17 protein-coding genes are annotated in these 19870 nt (G+C 61.7%); 10 read left to right on the forward strand and 7 right to left on the reverse strand.

Annotated elements, in window-relative coordinates:
- Positions 1–92: 92 nt before the first annotated feature.
- Both H7698_RS00310 and H7698_RS00315 read right to left on the reverse strand, forming a co-directional pair.
- The gene (locus tag H7698_RS00310) at positions 93–1688 is read right to left on the reverse strand and encodes an amidase (RefSeq protein WP_194690313.1); all 1596 of its coding nucleotides are present in this window, start codon (positions 1686–1688) and stop codon (positions 93–95) included.
- 79 nt (positions 1689–1767) lie between these two features.
- Positions 1768–3204: a coniferyl aldehyde dehydrogenase gene (locus H7698_RS00315; protein WP_194690314.1), complete on the reverse strand. Its 1437-nt coding sequence runs from the start codon at positions 3202–3204 to the stop codon at positions 1768–1770.
- Between the two features lie 217 nt (positions 3205–3421).
- On the opposite strand from H7698_RS00315, the gene H7698_RS00320 reads away from it, so the two are divergent.
- From H7698_RS00320 to H7698_RS00350, 7 genes are all read left to right on the forward strand, one after another.
- Positions 3422–4402, forward strand: a complete 981-nt coding sequence (locus H7698_RS00320; RefSeq protein ID WP_194690315.1) for a flavin reductase — start codon at positions 3422–3424, stop codon at positions 4400–4402.
- Positions 4403–4461: 59 nt separating this feature from the next.
- The gene (locus H7698_RS00325) at positions 4462–5235 is read left to right on the forward strand and encodes a glucose 1-dehydrogenase (RefSeq protein WP_194690316.1); all 774 of its coding nucleotides are present in this window, start codon (positions 4462–4464) and stop codon (positions 5233–5235) included.
- A 67-nt stretch (positions 5236–5302) separates the two neighbouring features.
- On the forward strand, positions 5303–6094 hold the full coding sequence (locus tag H7698_RS00330) for a fumarylacetoacetate hydrolase family protein (protein ID WP_194690761.1): 792 nt from the start codon (positions 5303–5305) through the stop codon (positions 6092–6094).
- 37 nt (positions 6095–6131) lie between these two features.
- Positions 6132–7064 (forward strand): acetaldehyde dehydrogenase (acetylating), encoded by a 933-nt coding sequence (locus tag H7698_RS00335; protein ID WP_194690317.1) that lies wholly within the window; start codon positions 6132–6134, stop codon positions 7062–7064.
- Between the two features lie 10 nt (positions 7065–7074).
- On the forward strand, positions 7075–8106 hold the full coding sequence (gene dmpG, locus H7698_RS00340; protein ID WP_194690318.1) for a 4-hydroxy-2-oxovalerate aldolase: 1032 nt from the start codon (positions 7075–7077) through the stop codon (positions 8104–8106).
- A 67-nt stretch (positions 8107–8173) separates the two neighbouring features.
- Entirely contained in the window at positions 8174–9490 is a 1317-nt protein-coding gene (locus H7698_RS00345; protein ID WP_194690319.1) for a spinster family MFS transporter, read from the forward strand.
- Between the two features lie 25 nt (positions 9491–9515).
- Entirely contained in the window at positions 9516–10622 is a 1107-nt protein-coding gene (locus tag H7698_RS00350) for a tartrate dehydrogenase (protein WP_194690320.1), read from the forward strand.
- A gap of 44 nt (positions 10623–10666) precedes the next feature.
- Here the strand turns inward: H7698_RS00350 and H7698_RS00355 are convergent, their stop codons facing one another.
- The 3 genes from H7698_RS00355 to H7698_RS00365 all read right to left on the reverse strand — a co-directional run bounded on the left by H7698_RS00355 (position 10667) and on the right by H7698_RS00365 (position 14293).
- A complete protein-coding gene (locus tag H7698_RS00355; protein WP_194690321.1) occupies positions 10667–11599 on the reverse strand; it encodes a 2-hydroxyacid dehydrogenase in 933 nt (310 codons plus the stop codon).
- Positions 11580–12920 (reverse strand): MFS transporter, encoded by a 1341-nt coding sequence (locus H7698_RS00360; protein ID WP_194690322.1) that lies wholly within the window; start codon positions 12918–12920, stop codon positions 11580–11582. The genes H7698_RS00355 and H7698_RS00360 overlap by 20 nt, the downstream gene beginning before the upstream one ends.
- Positions 12921–13393: 473 nt before the next feature.
- Entirely contained in the window at positions 13394–14293 is a 900-nt protein-coding gene (locus tag H7698_RS00365) for a LysR family transcriptional regulator (RefSeq protein ID WP_194690323.1), read from the reverse strand.
- A gap of 139 nt (positions 14294–14432) precedes the next feature.
- Between H7698_RS00365 and H7698_RS00370 the strand changes: the two genes are divergently transcribed.
- From H7698_RS00370 to H7698_RS00380, 3 genes are read left to right on the forward strand one after another with little or no spacing between them, the layout of a single operon-like run.
- Complete coding sequence (locus tag H7698_RS00370) at positions 14433–15197, forward strand: SDR family oxidoreductase (RefSeq protein ID WP_194690324.1); 765 nt, start codon at positions 14433–14435, stop codon at positions 15195–15197.
- Positions 15198–15219: 22 nt separating this feature from the next.
- Entirely contained in the window at positions 15220–16035 is an 816-nt protein-coding gene (gene aroE, locus H7698_RS00375; protein ID WP_194690325.1) for a shikimate dehydrogenase, read from the forward strand.
- Between the two features lie 55 nt (positions 16036–16090).
- Positions 16091–17527: an MFS transporter gene (locus H7698_RS00380; protein ID WP_194690326.1), complete on the forward strand. Its 1437-nt coding sequence runs from the start codon at positions 16091–16093 to the stop codon at positions 17525–17527.
- A gap of 113 nt (positions 17528–17640) precedes the next feature.
- Here the strand turns inward: H7698_RS00380 and H7698_RS00385 are convergent, their stop codons facing one another.
- On the reverse strand, positions 17641–18336 hold the full coding sequence (locus tag H7698_RS00385; RefSeq protein WP_208525557.1) for a potassium channel family protein: 696 nt from the start codon (positions 18334–18336) through the stop codon (positions 17641–17643).
- Positions 18326–19654: a TrkH family potassium uptake protein gene (locus H7698_RS00390; RefSeq protein WP_194690327.1), complete on the reverse strand. Its 1329-nt coding sequence runs from the start codon at positions 19652–19654 to the stop codon at positions 18326–18328. The genes H7698_RS00385 and H7698_RS00390 overlap by 11 nt, the downstream gene beginning before the upstream one ends.
- Positions 19655–19870: the final 216 nt, after the last annotated feature.

Here is a 19870-nt window from a genome sequence, read left to right on the forward strand (position 1 = left end):
AACGCAGCAAACGATTATTCATCGTCAAAGCGGACTAGAGAGCACTTGCAGAACAGCCGTGCGACGCCATCCCTGGCGCCGTTTCAGGCTGATTAAATGACCGCGCGTCTGGCGACCCAGGGACGGTCCTGTTCCAGTTGTGAAGCAAGGCGCAGCAGCACGTCTTCAGCGCCCATGCGTGCGGTGAACATCATGCCCACGGGCAGTCCGTTGTCACTCATGCCCAGCGGCAAGGTAATGGCCGGTTGTCCACTGACGTTGGCCAGCACGGTAAACGCGGCGCTGCCCATGGCCTTGCGTGCATAGCTTTCGTACGGCTGGTTGAGCGACAACTCGCCCAGGGCCGGCGTCAGGCTGGCGGTGACCGGCGAGAGGAGCACATCAAAGCGCTCGAACTGCTGCTCCATGGTCATGCTGATGTCTTCAAACGCATGCCGCGCGCGCACCACGCCCTCACCCGTGGCCTTGCTGGCTCGTTCCAGCACACCGAAGGTGATGATTTCCAGATCCTGCGGCCCCAACGCGCGGCCCAGCGCCTTCTCACGGTCATTGACCGACGCCAGCAGGGAGTTGCCGATCGCCACGCCATGGGCACCGAACAATTGCTGGGCCTGAATCGGCAGGCGCAGTTCATCGACCTCATGACCAAGGCCGAGCAACTGCTTGATCGTCTCCTCCAGGACCTTGGCAATGGCCGGGTCCAACGGGGCACCGGTCAGCGACTCACGCACCATGCCCACCCGCAAACGACCTGGATCGCGGCCCAGTTCCTCGACGTAGGGCCGTTGCAGTGGCTGTGTCCAGTAGGGGCTGCCGATTTCATGGCCCTGCCCGGCATCGAGGAACAGGGCGGTATCACGCACGCTGCGCGAGACCACGTTGGCGACACTGGCACCGAACGAGCCCTCGAGGCGCGTTGGCCCGCTCGGGGTGCGGTAGCGCGTCGGCTTGAGACCGACCAGTCCGCAATAAGAGGCCGGTATGCGGATCGAGCCACCGCCGTCGGTGGCATGGGCGACCGGTACGATGCCCGCCGCCACCGCCGCAGCGGAACCACCGGAAGAGCCACCCGCGCTCAAGGCCAGGTTCCACGGGTTGCGGGTTTGTCCCCACGCCAGCGACTCGGTGGTGGTGGTCAGGCCGAATTCCGGGCTGGCGGCTTTGCCGAAAGGCACCGCGCCGGCCATTTCATAACGGCGGATAAGGGTGCTGGTCACGCTCGCCGGCGGTGCATCCTTGAACAGACGGCTGCCGTTGCTGGTGGTCGTGCCTTGCAGGTAGGTGTTGAGGTCCTTGAGCAGAATCGGCACGCCTGCCAGCGAACCCTTGTCCAGGGTCGCGGCCTGACGTCTGGCCGCCAGCAGCGCATGGGCGTAATCGTCATGACGCATGATCACCGCATTGATTTTCGGATTGACCAGCTCGCACCGGGCAATCGCTCCGGCCAGCAAGTCGTCGACGCTGAAGTCACCGGCCTGCAGCCCCTTGACCATGGCCCAGGCATCAAGGTTCTGATAGTCGCTGGCCGACAATCCGCCAGCCGCCCGGACATCGGCAAATCGCCCCAGAAGCCCCACCCCCAGCGCTACGGCGCCAGCCTTAAGAACCTGGCGGCGCGGCCATCCATCAACAGCATCGGTGTGGGGAGCAACAGCCGTGTCGCCCTGTGACAGTGGATTTTTTTCCATGTACTGAATTCCGTTTTTTATTGTGTTTTTCAATTCGGATGATTGACTTCGATGACTGATTTCACGGAGGCAATTGCGGTCAATCCGCCGTAATCTGCTCCACCATCGCCGCGAGAAAGTGCTCACTGTAAGGAGGCAGCAAACCCCATTCGCGGCGCGGATCGTGTTCGGGTGCCTTGAGTACCGAGCGCAGATGGCTGAACTCGATGAAGCCTTCGCGGCCGTGATAATGGCCCATGCCCGACGCCCCGATACCGCCGAAGGGCGCGTCATGCAAAGCGGCGTGCATCATCACGTCGTTGAGGGTGACGCCGCCCGACAAGGTGTGCGCCAGCACATGCTCCTGCTCCCCGGCGTCGTTGCCGAAGTAATACAGGGCCAGGGGTCGCGGGCGGCTGTTGATATGGGTAATGACCTGATCGACGTCGTCGTAGGGCAGCACCACCATCGCCGGACCGAAGATTTCTTCGTGCATGATCAGGCTGTCCTGGGGCGGGTCGATCACCAGTTGCAGCGGACGACGGCGGTTATGTGAATCGGCCGGTTGAGCGTGAGGCAAGCTCACCACTCGGGCCCCGGCCTGAAGGGCTTGCTGGACCAGGTTTTCAACACGGGCCAGATGGTGGCCGTTGACCACCGCCACCACATCCGGGTTGTCGCTCACTTCAGGGACGAATTCGCGGTAAGCGCCGGCGAAGGCATCCAGAAAACCCTCCAGTTGCTCACGTGGCACGTAGACCAGATCCGGGTTGATGCAGACCTGACCGCTGTTGGTGGTCTTGGACAAGGCAATCCGAAAGGCTGCGATCTGCAGGTCGGCGCTGCGCGCGACGATGACCGGCGACTTGCCGCCCAGTTCCAGCGTGACGGGCACCAGGTTTTCGGCGGCGTTACGCATCACCGATTTGCCCACTGCCGAGCTGCCGGTAAACACCAGATGGTCGAACGGTTGCGCCGTGAAGGCCTGGGCCAGATCCGGGCCGCCGGTGACCACGGCCACTTCGAGCGGGTCGAACAATTCACTAAATAGCTGTGCTACCAGCGCGGCGGTACGCGGCACCACTTCCGAAGGCTTGAGGATCGCCCGGTTACCCGCCGCCAGCGCCGAAGCCAGGGGGCTGAGCAAGGTGTACAACGGCGCGTTCCAGGTGCCCAGAATGCCGACCGAGCCCTTGGGTTGATACCTCACCCAGGCCTCGGCGCCGAGCTGATCGTAAGGACTGAAGACTGACCGTGGCTCATCCTGCATCCAGCCTTCGAGGTGGTCACGCGCATGTTTGAGCGAGCCCAGGGAGCCCAGCACGTCATTCATGAGCGAGAAGCCTTTTGGGCGACCGCCGAAATCGGCATCCATGGCCTCGGCGAGTGCGCGGTGGTGCGCCACCAGCAGGTCGATCACTCGCTGAATGCGCTCGCGCCGCTGTGGCGCGCTGACGGCACCCTGGGCGTTGAACGCGGCTTTTTGTTCAAGCAACAAGGCCGACAGACCGTCGACGCTGGAAATTGCACAACTCATTGGTGCCTCCTCAACTGTACAAGGGCCAGCGCTACCCCTCTGTGCCCACCATGGCCGTCATTGGACAACGCCCCTAGCCGCAAACTAGCCCCAGCCCTCGCCAGCCGCCTCGTCCAAGTGGACGAGTGGGCCAAAAACGTTAGTCCGTTGAGACGATGCAGGGCCCTGTTTCACCGGGAATACTGCCGGCACGCACACTCATTCCATGAGGCCCATCATGGCAACGCCCGGCAGTTTCGACCCTCAAGCGTTTCGCGCCGCCCTCGGCACCTTCACCACGGGAGTGACGATTGTCACCACCCAGGCCGAAGACGGCTCGCCGGTTGGCATCACCGCCAACAGTTTCAACTCGGTCTCGCTCAACCCGCCGCTGGTGCTCTGGAGCCTGTCCAAGAATGCCCGCAGTCTGCCGATCTTCAGCAGCGGTCGCCACTGGAACGTGCACGTTCTGTCGACCGAGCAAGAGTCATTGTCCGGCCGCTTTGCCCGTCAGGGTGAAGACAAGTTTGGCGAAATCCAGCTCGACACAGGGATCAGTGGAGCCCCCCTGCTGCAGGACTGCACGGCGCGCTTTCAATGCCGCACGGCCTTCCAGTATGAAGGCGGCGACCATGTGATCTTTGTCGGTGAAGTGCTCGCTTTCGATCACACCGACCGCGCGCCGCTGGCCTTCCAGAGCGGCCAGTACGCCCTGGCGATGCGTAAGCCACGCAGTGAATTGCGTCTGGCAACCACCCCGCCACCGCCCGAATGCAGCTACACCGAGGACTTGCTCGGCTACCTGCTGGGCCGCGCGCACTATCAGATGCTCTTCGCCTTGCGGCTGCTGCTGAAGAACCAACAGCTCGACGAGCATGCGTTCTTCATCCTCTCGACCCTGTGTATTCGCGACAACCTGACCCTGGACGAAATCAACACCTTCGTCGGCTACACCGGTCATGTGGTCAGCGCTTCGAGCATGCGCTTTCTGGAACGCCAGAACCTGGTGGCCCGTGAACCTGGCGGCGACCAGGTGCGCTATGTGCTGACGGCCGACGGGCGTGAGGCATCGCTGCAGGAAGTCGCCCTGGCCAAAGCCGTCGAGGAAGATATTTCCGCACGCCTGGGTGCCGGTGATGCCCAGGCCCTCAAGGTGTTGCTCAAGCGTCTGATCGCCACGTCCGACCCTGGCTTGCCGGACCTGTGGGGGCCGCGCTGAGGGCACCTCGCCGCAACGCTTGAGACACCGACAGCCCCATTAAAACAATAAGGACAGCCATGAGCATTCTGCAACGCTTCAACCTCGCCGGCAGCGTCGCCATTGTCACCGGAAGCGGTCGCGGCATAGGCCGCGCCATTGCCCTGGCCTACGCCGATGCCGGGGCTGATGTGGTCTGTAGCGCCCGCTCGCTGGCGGACATCGAGGAGGTCGCTGAAGCCGTGCGCAGCCGAGGGCGTCGCGCCCTGGCCTTGAGTTGCGATGTCACCGACAGCGAGCAGCGCATCGCGCTGGTCAGCCACGCCCGCGAACAGATGGGGCGCATTACCCACCTGGTCAACAACGCCGGCGGCGGTGGCCCGAACGACCCGCTGACAATGACCCCGGAAGCGTTCGAGCGGGTGATGAACTTCAACGTCACCGCCGCTTACGCCCTGGCGCAGCAGTGTGTCCCGCTGATGCGCGAAGCCGGGGGCGGCAACATCATCAACATCACCTCGGTCGCTGCTCGTTATGCCCAGCGCCATTTCAGCGCTTATGGCACAGCCAAGGCCGCCCTGACCCACCTGACGCGCCTGCTGGCTCAAGAGTTCGCGCCGCAGATTCGGGTCAATGCGGTAGCGCCTGGCCCGATTCTCACCGACGCCCTGGCCGGGGTCATGCCCGATGCCATGCGCAGCACGATGGAAGCCAATACCCCGCTCAAGTGCCTGGGCCAACCGGAGGATATCGCGGCCGCCGCCCTCTATCTGGCCTGCCCCGCCTCGGCCTGGGTGACCGGCAAAATCATTGATGTCGATGGCGGTGCCGATTCCAGCGTCTGGCCGGGTTGAGGCCTTGTTGCCGGACGCGCTGCACGTGGTCCGGCGTTTCGTTCACTTGCCACCGAGCGACCTCTTTATGGATGCGCACCTGATTGAATCCCTGGGCGACGAACTGTTCAACGCCCTCCACACCCGTCAGAGCCTGACGCCGCTGACCCAGCGTTACCCGGCCATCAGCCTTGATGAGGCCTACCGCATTTCCCTGCGTTTTCTGGCCCGGCGCGAAGCCTTGGGCGAGCAGGTGATCGGCAAGAAGATCGGCGTGACCAGCCGCGCCGTGCAAGAAATGCTGGATGTCCATCAACCGGATTTTGGCTTTCTCACCGACCGTATGCAGGTCCCTGACGGCAGCGACATCAGTTTTGCCGCTCACCGTCTGGTGCAACCGCGGGCCGAAGGCGAGATTGCGTTTGTCCTCGGTGAAGACCTGCAAGGCACCGACATCAGCGCCGACGATGTACTGTCGGCCAGCGAGTGGGTCCTGCCGTGCTTCGAGATTGTCGATTCGCGGATCGAAAACTGGCAAATCCGCATTCAGGACACCGTTGCCGACAACGCCTCCTGTGGCGTGTTCGCCCTCGGCCAGCAGCGCGTCAATCCTCGCGACCTGGACCTGGCCAAGGTGCAATTGGAGATGTTCAAGAACGGCCAGCACGTGGGCAGCGGCCTGGGCTCGGCAGTGCAAGGCCACCCTTGCGCCGCCGTAGCCTGGCTGGCCAACACCCTGGGCAAGCTGGGTATCCCGTTTCGCAAAGGCGAAATCATTCTGTCCGGTGCATTGGCGCCGCTGGTGCCGGTCGCTCCGGGCGACTTCATCAGCCTGTCACTGAGTGGCCTGGGCGAGATGCACCTGAATTTCGTGCCTTGAATCGCCGACCTTCCTTCTTCTGATCGAGAACAATGCCATGAGCAAAAAGATCAAATGCGCCCTCATCGGGCCTGGCAACATCGGCACCGACCTGCTGTACAAGCTCAAGCGCAGCGACGTACTGGAGCCGGTCTGGATGGTGGGTATCGATGCCACGTCCGAGGGCCTGGCCCGCGCTGCGGCGATGGGTCTGAAGACCACCAGCGACGGCGTCGACGGCTTGCTGCCGCATGTGCTGGAAGACGGTATCCAGATCGCTTTCGATGCGACGTCAGCCTATGTGCATGCCGAGAACAGCCGCAAGCTCAACGCCCTCGGCGTATTGATGATCGACCTGACGCCGGCGGCCATCGGCCCCTACTGCGTGCCCCCGGTCAATCTCAAGCACAACCTCGGCCTCGGCGCGATGAACGTCAACATGGTCACCTGTGGCGGGCAGGCGACCATTCCACTGGTCGCCGCCGTGTCCCGCGTGCAACCGGTGGCCTATGCCGAAATCATCGCCACCGCAGCCTCGAAATCCGTGGGCCCGGGCACCCGCAAGAACATCGATGAATTCACCCGCACCACGGCCGCCGCCGTGGAACAGGTCGGCGGTGCGAAAAAAGGCAAGGCGATCATCATCGTCAACCCCGCCGAGCCGCCGCTGATCATGCGCGACACCGTGCATTGCCTGACCGAAACCGAGCCCGACCAGGCCGCCATCAGCGCCTCGATCGCCGCCATGATCCTCGAGGTCCAGCGTTATGTGCCCGGATACAGACTGGTCAACGGCCCGGTCTTCGATGGCAATCGGGTGTCGATTTTCATGGAAGTCGAAGGCCTGGGTGACTACCTGCCTACCTATGCCGGCAACCTCGACATCATGACTGCCGCCGCCGCGCGCACCGCCGAGATGTTTGCCGAAGAAATGCTCAAGGGCGCGCTGACACTGCGCGCCTCCAGCACCCCACAACCTGCCATCGTCTAAGGAGCGCGCCATGGACCTTCAAGGCAAATCCATCACCGTCCACGACATGTGCCTGCGTGACGGCATGCACCCCAAACGCCACCAAATCACCTTGCAGCAAATGAAAGACATTGCCTGCGGCCTGGACGCCGCTGGCGTGCCCTTGATCGAAGTCACCCATGGCGATGGCCTGGGCGGCAGCTCGGTGAACTATGGTTTTCCGGCGCACAGTGACGAGGAATATTTGTCGGCGGTGATCCCGCTGATGAAAAAGGCCAAGGTGTCGGCGCTGCTGTTGCCGGGTATCGGCACGGTCGATCATTTGCAGATGGCGTACGAACTGGGCGTCAACACCATTCGCGTCGCCACCCACTGCACCGAAGCGGATGTCTCCGAGCAGCACATTGCAGCGGCCCGTACGCTGGGCATGGACACCGTGGGCTTTCTGATGATGGCCCATATGAACAGCCCGCAAGGCCTGGCCAGCCAAGGCAAGCTGATGGAAAGCTACGGCGCCAACTGCATCTATATCACCGATTCGGCGGGCTACCTGCTGCCCCATGATGTCAGCGCACGCGTGGCAGCACTGCGCGCCGCACTGAAGCCCGAGACTGAAATCGGCTTCCATGGCCACCACAACCTGTCGATGGGTGTATCCAACTCGATAGCGGCGATTGCTGCGGGCGCCACCCGCATCGATGCCGCCTGCGCGGGGCTGGGTGCTGGCGCGGGCAATACACCGATGGAAGTGCTGGTTGCTGTGTGCGACCGCATGGGTATCGAAACAGGGGTCAGTGTCTTCGGTATCCAGGACGTTGCCGAGGATCTGGTGGTGCCGATCATGGACTTCCCGATCCGCAGTGATCGCGATGCCCTGACCATGGGCTATGCCGGTGTCTATGGCTCGTTCCTGCTGTTCGCCAAGCGCGCCGAGAAAAAATACGGCGTATCGGCGCGCGAGATTCTGGTCGAGATGGGCCGGCGCGGCATGGTTGGTGGCCAGGAAGACATGATCGAAGACACCGCCATGACGTTGGCCAGGCAACGCAAAGCCAGCGCCTGAACGCACAACAGGGCCCGGGTACACCCTGGGTCTTTGACCGGGATCACGGTTTGACCAGGAGTCATCCATGAGCAGTACGCACCTTCAACCCATTGGCTGGCGCAGCCATGGTCTGCTGTTTCTGCTCGCGATGATGTACGCCGACAGCTTTGTCGGGCGACAGATCATTGCCGTGATGATCGAACCGATCAAACAAGAATTCGGCGCCAGCGATACGGCCATGGGCCTGGTCTCCGGCCTGGCCTTCGCAGCGGTTTATGTGTTGCTGGGCCTGCCTGCCGGGCGCCTGGCTGATCACTGGCCGCGCACGCGCTTGCTGGCGATATCGTGCGCTTTGTGGGCGCTGGCCACAGTGACTTGCGGCCTGTCCACCAGCTTCACGATGCTGGTGATCGCGCGCATGGCTGTGGCGGTGTTCGAGTCGCCCAGCACCTCGACCTCCATGTCGATCATCGCCGACATTTACCCGCCTCACCGGCGTTCGTTTGCCATCAGTTGCTACACCGCTGCGCCGACGTTTTCGACGATTATCGGTCTGAGCGTCGGCGCCTGGGTGGTGGACGAGTATGGCTGGCGCAGCGCGTTTTTCGCCGTCGCCGTGCCCGCCCTGGTGATCAGTGCCGTGTTCGCCTTTGTGATGCGCGACCCGCCACGGGGACGTTTTGACCTGAGCCACGCACACGCTGCACACCCGGTGCAAAGCCTGCTCGGCAGCGCCCGTGAACTGCTGTCCCAACCGGCTTATCGTTGCCTGGCGCTTTCTTGCGGCCTCACCACGTTCAGCGCCTACGCTTATGCCATGTGGAACGCCAGTTTCCTGGTGCGCTCCCATGACCTGCCCTTGCAGTACGCGGGTATCCTGGCGGGTCTGGTGGGCGGTACCTTTGCCGGGCTCGGCGCCTTGTTCAGCGGGTGGCTGACCGACCGACTGGCCGTGAAGAACGCCCATTGGCAGATCGGCATTCCGGTGATCGGCCATGTACTCGGCAGTTGTGCGTTGCTGACCTACCTGCTCTGGCCGCAGGACATTCTCTTGCAGGTGGGCGTGGTGCCGGTGCCCAGTGCCATGCTCTGGTGTGCGCTGGCGAGTTTCTTCTCAGTGTGGTGGGTAGGGCCTTCGTTCTCGCTGTTGACCCAGTTGGTGCCCGCGCATCGCCGAGCGACGGCCGTGGCGCTGCAAACCATTATCTCGACCTTGTGTGGTGTGGGGATTGGTCCACTGGCAACCGGTTTGCTCAGTGATGCCCTGATGCCAATGTTCGGCGACGAATCGTTGCGCTACGCCCTGCTGCTGATCACTTGCACCATCGTCATTCCCATTGTCCTGCTCTGGCGCACGTATCAGCACCTGACAGGACTTTCGAGGCATTCAGCATATGCCTGACCCTTTCAATCACCGGAGTATTTTTATGCCTGCCTCCCCCTACAAAATCGCGGTCATTCCTGGCGACGGAATCGGCAAGGAAGTGATGCCCGAGGGCGTGCGCGTCATCCAGGCAGCGGCCAATGAATTCGATATCGCACTGCAGTGGGACTGGTTCGACTTCGCCAGCGCCGACTACTATCTGGCCCACGGCAAAATGATGCCGGATGACTGGTTCGAGACTCTCAAACAGTACGACGCGATCTACTTCGGCGCGGTAGGTTGGCCGGACGTTGTCCCCGATCACATTTCATTGTGGGATTCGCTGTTGCAGTTTCGTCGCGAGTTCGATCAGTACGTCAACCTGCGTCCCTGCCGCCTGATGCCCGGCGTCAAAGCACCGCTGGCTGATCGCAAGCCGGGCGACATCGATTTCTGGGTGGTACGAGAGAACACCGAAGGCGAGTACTCCAGCGTAGGCGGCAAGATGTTTCCCGGCACCGACCGCGAGATCGTCATGCAGGAGACCGTCATGACCCGCGTGGGCGTCGACCGTATTTTGAAGTTTGCCTACAACCTGGCGCAAAGCCGTCCGAAGAAGCACCTGACCTCTGCCACCAAGTCCAACGGCATCGCGATTACCATGCCCTACTGGGACGAGCGCGTCGCCGAGATGGGCAAGCAGTATCCCGACGTCAACGTCGACAAGTATCACATCGACATTCTCACCGCGAACTTCGTCCTGCACCCGGATTGGTTCGACGTTGTGGTGGCGAGCAACCTGTTCGGCGACATTCTGTCCGATCTGGGTCCCGCCTGCACCGGCACCATCGGCATAGCGCCGTCTGCCAACATCAACCCGGAACGGCATTTCCCCAGCCTGTTTGAACCCGTGCATGGTTCCGCGCCCGATATCGCTGGAAAAGGCATCGCCAATCCGGTGGGACAGATCTGGTGTGGCGCCATGATGCTCGAACACCTGGGGCACGCTGACGCGGCTGCTGCGGTGGTTGCAGCGATCGAGGCCGTGCTGGCCGAGGGACCGAAAAATGCGCCTTTGACCCGCGATCTGGGGGGCACCGGCAACACAGTTGAATTGGGTAAGGCGATCGAACAACAGCTGATGAAGACGCAAAAAACAGGCACTCGGTAAAGACAAAGGGTTGAGGTGACCGTATGGGCGGTCACCTCAACCGATCAGTCCGGTATCGGCGTCGGCAGCGGCTCACCGGCAAAGTGCGCGGCCAGGTTGGCCAGGGTCAACTCCGACATCGCCCGCCGCGTATCCCAGGTGGCACTGGCCATATGCGGCGCGAGCAGGACGTTGTCCAGGTCCAGCAAACCGGCGTGTGGCCTCGGCTCGTCTTCGAACACGTCCAGTCCGGCACCCAACAGACGCCCTTCGGCCAACGCCTGTGCCAGCGCCGCTTCATCGACCACACTGCCGCGCCCGACGTTGATGAGGATGCCTTGACTGCCCAGGGCATCGAGCACACCGGCATCGATCAGATGATGAGTCGAGCGCCCTCCTCCTACGGCGATCAGCAAAAAATCCACCGCTGCAGCCAGTTCGGTGACCGACGCGTAGTACGGATAATCCACCGCCTGCGGACGTCGACCGTGGTAGCTGATGTGCATGTCGAAAGAGGCGGCGCGCCGGGCAATTGCCAGGCCTATCCGACCCAGTCCAACAATGCCCAGTCGCTTGCCGCTGACCTTGCGCGTGAAGGCAAAAGGTCCCTGTTGCCAGCGGCCCTCACGCACAAAGCGATCGGCCAGGGCAATACGACGGGCAGTGCCCAGCATCAAGGTCATGGCGAAATCGGCGACGTCGTCGGTGAGCACATCGGGGGTGTGGGTCACGGTAATGCCACGGGCCCGGGCAGCCTCGACATCGATGCCGTCATAGCCGACACCAAACACGACGATCACTTGCAGATCCGGCAGGCGCTCGATCAAACCGGCCTGCACCCGCGACTCGCCATTGGCGATCAAGGCGCGGATACCCCGGACTTTGTCCGCCTCCAGTTCTTCGCCGCTTTCACTGCCTTCCAGCACGTCATAGTCGGCATACAGTCGCTCGCTGAGCATGTCTGGCAGACGCGCGACTTTAAGCACGGTTGGTTTCATCGATGCCCCCCTGGACAGAAACGGTAGTGATTTTGCGGATGCGTTGACCGCCCAGATAAAGGCCCAGCACACCGCCTGCAATCAGCGCGGCCGCCACCATCAGCAAGGCGTAGTCGTAGCTGTGGGTGGCGTCTTTGATCCAACCCATGACCGGCGGCAAGCCGAGGCCGGCAAGGTTGGCGATGGAGTTGATCAAGGCAATCGACACGGCGGCGGCCGGGCCGGACAGGTATTCGGTGGTCGTGGCCCAGAACACGGGCGTCGCCGCCCAGTTCAGACCGACCGCCACCACCAGCAGCACGTACGCCAGCCACTGGTTGCCGGTAAACACTGCCAGGCCGAGCATGACCCCGGCCAGCAACAGCGGCCCACCCAGGTGCCAGCCTCGCTCGCCGGTTCGATCGGAATGACGACCGTTGATGTACATGAACACGCAGGCCAGGAAAAACGGCATCGCCGACAACAGGCTGACGACGAACGAACCCTGTTTCGAGACCGACTGCACGATCAGCGGCAGGAACAGCGTCACGCCGATGGTCCCGAACGCTTGCATCAACCAGAACAGGCTCAGCAACCACACCTGACGGCTGCGGAAGGCCACGTGCCAGGCATCTTTGTGAGAGATCACCGTGGTCGCCTGTTCGGCCTGCAACGTGCGGCTGAGCCAGGCTTTCTGCGCGCTGTCCAGCCAGTGGGTGGTGGTCGGCGAGTCAGGCATGTAGCGCAACACCACGACACCCAGCACCACCGCCGGAATGCCTTCGAGCAGGAACAGCCAGCGCCAGCCGTTGACTCCCAACACGCCGTCCAGATGCAACAGGGCGCCGGACATCGGCAGACCAATCACCGACGCCAATGCCGCGCCAATGTAGAACCACGACATGGCCCTGGCGCGGTCGCTGCGGGGAAACCATTGCGACAGGTAGTAGATGATCCCGGGGGTAAAACCGGCTTCAGCGGCGCCCAGCAGCAAGCGCATGACATACAGCTGGTTGGCGCTCTGGATCAGGCTCATGCCGGCGGCAATGATGCCCCAGGTGATCATGATCCGCGCAATCCAGCGACGCGCACCGACCTTGGTCAGGATCAGGCTGCTCGGCACTTCAAACAGGATGTAGGTGAGGAAGAACAGTCCGACGCCGAGTCCGTACATGCGCAGGCTGAGGCCAAGGTCGGCATTCATCGTCAACGCCGCCACCGAAATGTTCGACTTGTCGATGTAAGCCACCATGTACAGCAGCATCAGGAACGGAATCAGCTTCAGGTTGAGCTTCTTCATGGTGCTGGCATGCAGACGGACGTCCAGTGAAGGACCAGTCATGGGGGAATTCCTCTTATTGTCTTTATTCTCGGTGCCCGACTGGTGTCGGGTCACTGGGTTACGGCTGACCATAAACCAGAGGCGGGCTTAGTTCAATATGTGACTTGCAAACCCATATTGTGGGATATCAAGACTTGCAAGAAAATGAGCAGTCCCTTAGCCCACCGAACAAGCCCGGCGCAGTGGCCGGGCTTGTTGTTCACTTAAATCAGGCGAGCGAAATCCTGTGGTGAGGGGATAGGCGAGCGAAATTCTGTGGCGAGGGGATTTATCCCCGTTCGGCTGCGCAGCAGTCGTAAAACCATCGCACGCGGTGTACCTGATACACCTCTGTTGCAGCTTTTGGGGCTGCTGCGCAGCCCAACGGGGATAAATCCCCTCACCACAAATGTATGCGTACCGCTCAAGTGAACAGGCAGTTTGCCTGGACCAGTCTGACTGAATGAATCACCTCTGAACCTGCCACCGTTGCCCTAACTGACGTCATTACCCTTCACTGGATAGAGCTCATCAAGCACCTGCATCAGCGCACGCTTGCGAGGGTTTTCCAGGCCGGTCCAGGCCACGCCGATGCCGGCGCCGCTCATGGCCAGTGCCAAGGGGCGCGTCACGACGCCGTCCGGGAGCGCCGATGCGGCACCGCTGGGCAGGATGCCGATGCCGAGGCCGGCCGCCACCAAGGCCAGTTGCGTCGTGAACTCGCCCATTTCCCGGGCGATCGTCAGGGTGATCTTGCGTCGTTGAAAACCGGCCAGCATCTGGTCGTACAGACCGGGGGCGAACTTGCGCGCCAGTACCAGCACCGGGCATTCGGCCAGGTCCTGGGGCTGTATGCGACGCTTGGCGCACAGCGGGTTGTCTTGCGGCAGCGCCACCACCAGGGATTCTTCGAAGAGCATGCGGGTGTGCACGCCGGGCACGTTCAGCGGCAAGCGAACCAGGCCAAAGTCCAGGGCATTATCCAGCAACGCCCGGGCCTGAGGCAGTGAAGGCATGTCCTTGAGTTCCAGTTCGATGCGCGGATAGCGCTCCTCCAGGGTGCGCACGAGCATCGGCAACAAATGCGACAGCGTCGACGACACAAACGCCAGGCGTAACACCCCGACCTCCCCGGCCGCGGCTTGCTGTAACACCTCGCGGGCGCGCCCGGCCTGGCGCAACGTTGCGAGGGCTTCGGGCAGGAACAGCGCGCCCTCCTCGGTCAACTCGACCCCGTGCCGGTCACGCTCGAACAACTGCGCACCAACATCGTCTTCCAGCGCACGGATCTGCGCACTCAAGGCCGGCTGGACGATGTGCAGCCGCGCCGCCGCACGGCCGAAGTGCAGCTCCTCAGCCAAGACCGAAAACGCCCGTAAATGCTTGAGCTCCATGCTTCCTCCCGTTGCGTACCGCTTCCTGGTGATCACGAGGGGTGATCACGGCATCACCATAAACGATTGGCGTGTCAGCGCGATAGCGGTTGAAAGTGGCTCCATTGCCCATTCATTTATTCAGAAAAGGGAGACACCCATGATCGACAGCTTTCGTCTGAACGGACATCGAGCGCTGATCACCGGTTCGGTACGCGGCATTGGCCTGGCCCTGGCTCGTGGGCTGGCACAGGCTGGCGCCCAAGTGGTGCTCAATGGCCGCGATGCCGAACGCGCCCAAGGTGCTTGCGCGTTGCTGCGCGATGAGGGCCTGGATGTCGATTACTCGGTGTTCGATGTGACCGACCACCAGGCCGTCGCCACCGCCATCGAAGCGCTGGAAAACCGCCTGGGGGCCATCGACATCCTGATCAACAACGCCGGGTTGCAACATCGTCAGGCACTCCAGGACGTCAGTGCCGAAGACTGGCACCGGCTGATGAGCACCAACCTCGACGGCGTATTCAACGTGTCCAAGGCAGTGGCCCGGCACATGATCGCTCGCCGACGCGGCAAGATCATCAACATCGGCTCGGTGCAAAGCGAGCTGGCCCGCCCTTCCATTTCGCCCTATGCCGCCAGCAAGGGCGCTGTGCGCATGCTCACCCGTGGCATGTGTGCCGACTGGGCCGGCCATGGCCTGCAGATCAACGCCCTGGCCCCCGGCTATTTCCAGACCGAGCTGAACCAGGCACTGGTCGACGACCCGGCCTTCTGCGAATGGCTGGTGAAACGCACCCCCGCCGGGCGCTGGGGCCGTGTCGAAGAACTGTGCGGCGCCGCTGTTTTTCTCGCTTCTTCAGCGTCCGACTTCGTAAACGGCCAGACCCTTTTCGTCGATGGTGGCTTGACCAGCGTCGTCTAACTCTCACGCCAAGGACTCCAGCATGCCTCACTCCCTGCCAACCCTCTGCGGCTCCATCATGGGGTCGCCGTTTTCGCTCTCGGCAAAGATCCACAACGCGGCTTACGCGGCGCTGGGCCTGGACTACACCTTCGTCTGTTTTGGCGTCAAAGACCCGGTGGCCGCCGTGGCCGCGATTCGCGCCCTGGGCGTGCGCGGCATGAACGTTTCCATGCCTTACAAAACGGCGGTGATCGCGCATCTGGATGCCATCGACGAATCGGCCCAGGTAATCGGCGCGGTCAACACCATCGACAATGTCGACGGCGTGCTCACCGGCTACAACACCGATTACCTGGGCGCCATCCGCGCCCTGGAGGAAGTCACCGAGCTCAAGGGCCAGCGTGTTGCCGTGATCGGTGCCGGCGGCGCGGCGCGTGCGGTGGTTTACGGTTGTTTGCAAGCAGCGGCCGAGGTCACGGTGTTCAACCGCAGCATCGAACGGGGTGCTGCTTTGGCGGAGGAGCTGGGCGCTCGCTGGGGCGGCCAGGTCGAGGCGTTCACAGCCGGGACGTTCGACATCGTCATCAACGCGACGTCCGTGGGTTTCAAGCAGCCGGACAGCAACCCGCTGGACGGCCGCCTGGCCAGTCACCTGATCGTGATGGATGTGGCGTTCATGCCGGTGCAGACCGCGCTGCTGCTGCAAGCCAAAGCACTGGGCTGTCGCACCGTGGCCGGCACCCGCATGTTGGTGCACCAGGCGTGTCGACAAATCGAGTTGTACACCGGAAAAGAGGCACCCATCGACATCATGGAGCAGGCCATGCTCCAGGAAATACAGCGGTTGAAGTTGTAAGCCATCCAACTACCCGTCAATAACAAGATGCCATAAAGGCACCTGGAGGCACCCCATGACTCACGATCATCCAGCACCCGACATCGCCTTGATCCCCGACGCGCCAGAGCGCAAGAAAGACCTGCACCGCGCCGCCTGGGCCTGCTCTCTGGGCAGTGCCCTGGAGTACTACGACTTTGCGCTGTACACCCTGGCGGCGGCGTTGATTTTCGGGCCGCTGTTCTTTCCCGAACAGACCCGGGCCATGAGCCTGATCGCCAGTTTCGGCACCTACTTCCTGGGCTTTGCGATACGGCCATTGGGCGGCGTGCTGTTCGGCATGATCGGTGACCGCGTCGGACGCAAGTTCGTGCTCGCGTCGACGGTGTTGTTGATGGGCATTTCCAGCACGCTCATCGGTGCACTGCCCACCTTCCATCAAGTGGGTTATTGGGCACCGGTGATGCTGGTGATCCTGCGTCTGCTCCAGGGGCTGGGCGCGGGTGCCGAACAGGCTGGCGCCGCCGTGATGATGACCGAGTACGCGCCCGAAGGCCGGCGTGGTTTCTACGCGGCCCTGCCGTTCCTCGGTATCCAGTTGGGCACCATCCTCGCGGCGCTGGTGTATTTCCTGGTGGTGAGCGGCAATGACAATGTGATCGAAAGCGGGCTATGGCGTGTACCGTTCTTCAGCAGCGTGGTGATCGTTGCACTGGGCCTGTACATGCGTCTGTCGCTCAAGGAATCGCCGACCTTCATCCGCCTCAAGGCGCTCAAGCGCGTCTGCGACAACCCGCTGAAAAGTGCGATGAAACACTCCAGGCCCACCTTGTTGATCGGCATCGGTCTGCGCCTCGGGGAAAACGGCGGTTCATCGATTTACCAGGCCCTGGCGGTGAGCTACATCGTGGGAGTGGTCGGCCTGCAAGGACCGGTGGGTGTGCTGACGCTGATCTGCGCCGCCAGCCTCGGCGCGCTGACCGTGCCGATTGCCGGCAAGCTCAGCGATCGCTTTGGTCGAGTGGTGGTCTATCGCGCCTTTGCGCTGGTGCAGCTCGCACTGGCGTTCCCGGTGTGGTGGGTACTCAGCCAGGGCAATGTGGTGGCGAGCATCATTGCGATTTCAATCGCACTGGGCATCGGGACCTGGGGCATGTTCGGCACCCAGGCAGCGTTGTTGCCCGAGCTGTTCGGCTCGCGTCACCGCTACATGGGGGTTTCTATTGCCCGTGAAGTGTCGGCGGTGATCGCGGGGGGCATCGCGCCAATGATCGGTGCCGGCCTCATCGCCCTGGTGGTGGCCAGCCACGACGGCGACCCCGCTGCGGGTGTTGGCGCCTGGCTGCCCATTGCCTGCTACCTGGCGCTGCTCACTTTGATCACCTTGTACGCCACGTTCAAGACCCCGGAAACCCTCAACCGCGACCTCGACGAACCCCGTGATGCCTGGGAAATGGCCAACGCGGGAACAGAGATACCGGTGCAGGCCAGTACCAACGCACGCACCGCCTGACGTCGTCGCGTCCAGGACCAGGGTCGGCTCGCTGGTATAAAACCGCCCCCTCTCACTCGGGAACTTTGGACCCGGTGAACGGCATCCTGAGTTGGGTAAGGTTCACTCTCAGGTCATGTTGAGACACCGGCAAATTTCTGGATCAGGTGGGTTGGGCCGGACACAATGAGCAGATCACCTGGCAAGATCAGGGTTTTAGGGGTGGCGTGCTGGAAGTCTTGACTGGCGCGTTTCAACCCCACGACCGTCACACCGAATTTCTCACGGATTTGGGCGTCAGCGAGCGTGGTGTTGTGGCTTGGCAAGGGGGAGTGAATCTTGGCAATGGCAAAGCCGTCGTCGAACTCGATGAAATCGATCATCCGTCCGGTAATTAGATGAGCTACACGCTCCCCCATTTCCTTCTCCGGGTAGACCACATGATGAGCGCCGATACGCTGGGCTATCTGTCCATGCTCGGCAGTCCGTGCCTTGACCCAGATATCGGGAATGCCCAGTTCGGTCAGTGCCATGATGGTCAGCAAACTGGCCGCCATGTCGGTGCCTATCCCAACAATGGCGTGAGCAAAGTCGGCAACGCCCAATTGGCGCATGACCATCAGGTTGGTGGAGTCGGCCTGTACCGCATGAGTCAATAAATCGGCCCAGTCATGAACAGGAGCAGCGTCTCGATCGATACCCATCACATCGTGACCCAGTCGCATCAGCGACTGAGCCACGGAACCGCCAAAGCGGCCCAGGCCGATCACGACCACGCTATCCCCCTTGGAATAGGCAAACTGATCGGTAAACAGAAATTTAGCCAACAATGGGTTGCTCCTCTGGATAGCGGTAGGGCATGCGACGTTCACCCATCGCCAGTGACACCGCCAGGGTGATGGTGCCGACTCGTCCGACATACATCAGCACCGTCAGCACAAGCTGGCTCGACGTGGGGAGTTCGGCGGTGATACCCGTGGACAAGCCGACGGTACCAAACGCTGAAATGACCTCGAAGATCACCTGGTCGGTGGGGATGTTTGTGTCACGCAAGATGAAGAGCGTCGCCAGCACAATCATGACGCTGCCCAGAACAAGTACCGTGATCGCTTGACGCTGAGCCTGGGCCCCGACCCGTCGGCCAAATGCCTCGGTGTCAGTGTGTCCACGAATTTCGGCAATGACCAACAAGGCAAGGATGGCGACAGTCCCCACTTTGACGCCGCCCGCCGTTCCCGCGCTGCCGCCCCCGACGAACATTAGAAAGTAATGCACGGCCCAGCTTTCACGAGTCAAAGCGCCAATATCGATGGCGTTGAATCCAGCGGTGCGTGCAGAAACGGATGCGAATGACGCCGAGAGTATTTTATCCGTTACCGCCATCGGACCGAGGGTCCCCGGGTTGGACCACTCGAACAACAGCAGCGTGGCCCACCCCCCAAGTAGCAGGATTGCCGTGCCAGACAAGGTCAGTTTGGTATGCAGAGACCACCGTTGCGGGTGGTTGAACCTGTTGCGCAAGTCATGCAACACGGGAAAGCCTATGCCGCCAATAATGATGGCAGCCATGATTGGCGACAGGATCCAGGCATCCGAGGAAAAACGCATCAGGCTATCGGGATAAAGAGAGAAACCCGCGTTATTGAAAGCCGATACCGCGTGGAACAGACCGCTCCATGCCGCATCGGACCACTGTAGGTCGTAGGCCCAATGTAACCTTGATGCAAGCCATAAAGTCGTAATGAGTTCCAAGGCGAACGTCACCACCAGCACTAGCTTGGCCACACTGGCAATGTCACCCAGTCCCAAGGATCGTGACTCCAATTGCGCGACCATTTTGGAGCGTAAACGAAAGCTGCGATTGACCATCAGGCCGAGCAAGGTTGCCACCGTCATGATGCCGAACCCACCCAACTGGAAAAGTACCAGGATCACTGCCTGGCCAAAGGTAGACCAATACGTACCCGTATCAACAACTACCAGCCCTGTTACGCAAACAGCTGACACCGACGTAAAGAACGCAGTCAGCCAGGGAGTGGCAAGACCCTCGGCCTGGGATACCGGCTGCATCAGAATCACGGTGCCCGCCATTATCGCGGCAAGGAAAACCAAGGCGACGACTCTGGCGGGATGAAGGAGTAATTTCATTTAGCATCAGAACTCAGTCATTTCGAGAAAAAAGGCTGTCAGCAACGGCGCTCGCAAACTCAACCAGATGTCAGTATTTGAGCCGCTTATGGTGAGCCTCAATGGGATTTCGAAGGGCGGGCGATAGTGACAGTCATCTCCGTTCTTTGCTAATCCTTGCCTGTTTTCTTTATGGCTGGAAGTTGCAATATATTTCGTAGTGAAGCATGTAATTGG

This window comes from Pseudomonas sp. p50(2008), from assembly GCF_015351605.1.
In the GTDB taxonomy this organism is placed as follows: Bacteria; Pseudomonadota; Gammaproteobacteria; order Pseudomonadales; family Pseudomonadaceae; genus Aquipseudomonas.

What these genes read in the sequence shown, in the direction of transcription:
- H7698_RS00380 (WP_194690326.1), top strand. Translation starts at nt 16,091, where the DNA reads ATGACTCACGATCATCCAGCACCCGACATCGCCTTGATCCCCGACGCG.
- H7698_RS00310 (WP_194690313.1), bottom strand. Translation starts at nt 1,688, where the DNA reads ATGGAAAAAAATCCACTGTCACAGGGCGACACGGCTGTTGCTCCCCAC.
- H7698_RS00390 (WP_194690327.1), bottom strand. Translation starts at nt 19,654, where the DNA reads ATGAAATTACTCCTTCATCCCGCCAGAGTCGTCGCCTTGGTTTTCCTT.
- H7698_RS00365 (WP_194690323.1), bottom strand. Translation starts at nt 14,293, where the DNA reads ATGGAGCTCAAGCATTTACGGGCGTTTTCGGTCTTGGCTGAGGAGCTG.
- H7698_RS00320 (WP_194690315.1), top strand. Translation starts at nt 3,422, where the DNA reads ATGGCAACGCCCGGCAGTTTCGACCCTCAAGCGTTTCGCGCCGCCCTC.
- H7698_RS00360 (WP_194690322.1), bottom strand. Translation starts at nt 12,920, where the DNA reads ATGACTGGTCCTTCACTGGACGTCCGTCTGCATGCCAGCACCATGAAG.
- H7698_RS00345 (WP_194690319.1), top strand. Translation starts at nt 8,174, where the DNA reads ATGAGCAGTACGCACCTTCAACCCATTGGCTGGCGCAGCCATGGTCTG.
- H7698_RS00315 (WP_194690314.1), bottom strand. Translation starts at nt 3,204, where the DNA reads ATGAGTTGTGCAATTTCCAGCGTCGACGGTCTGTCGGCCTTGTTGCTT.
- H7698_RS00355 (WP_194690321.1), bottom strand. Translation starts at nt 11,599, where the DNA reads ATGAAACCAACCGTGCTTAAAGTCGCGCGTCTGCCAGACATGCTCAGC.
- H7698_RS00325 (WP_194690316.1), top strand. Translation starts at nt 4,462, where the DNA reads ATGAGCATTCTGCAACGCTTCAACCTCGCCGGCAGCGTCGCCATTGTC.
- dmpG (WP_194690318.1), top strand. Translation starts at nt 7,075, where the DNA reads ATGGACCTTCAAGGCAAATCCATCACCGTCCACGACATGTGCCTGCGT.
- H7698_RS00330 (WP_194690761.1), top strand. Translation starts at nt 5,303, where the DNA reads ATGGATGCGCACCTGATTGAATCCCTGGGCGACGAACTGTTCAACGCC.
- aroE (WP_194690325.1), top strand. Translation starts at nt 15,220, where the DNA reads ATGCCTCACTCCCTGCCAACCCTCTGCGGCTCCATCATGGGGTCGCCG.
- H7698_RS00335 (WP_194690317.1), top strand. Translation starts at nt 6,132, where the DNA reads ATGAGCAAAAAGATCAAATGCGCCCTCATCGGGCCTGGCAACATCGGC.
- H7698_RS00370 (WP_194690324.1), top strand. Translation starts at nt 14,433, where the DNA reads ATGATCGACAGCTTTCGTCTGAACGGACATCGAGCGCTGATCACCGGT.
- H7698_RS00350 (WP_194690320.1), top strand. Translation starts at nt 9,516, where the DNA reads ATGCCTGCCTCCCCCTACAAAATCGCGGTCATTCCTGGCGACGGAATC.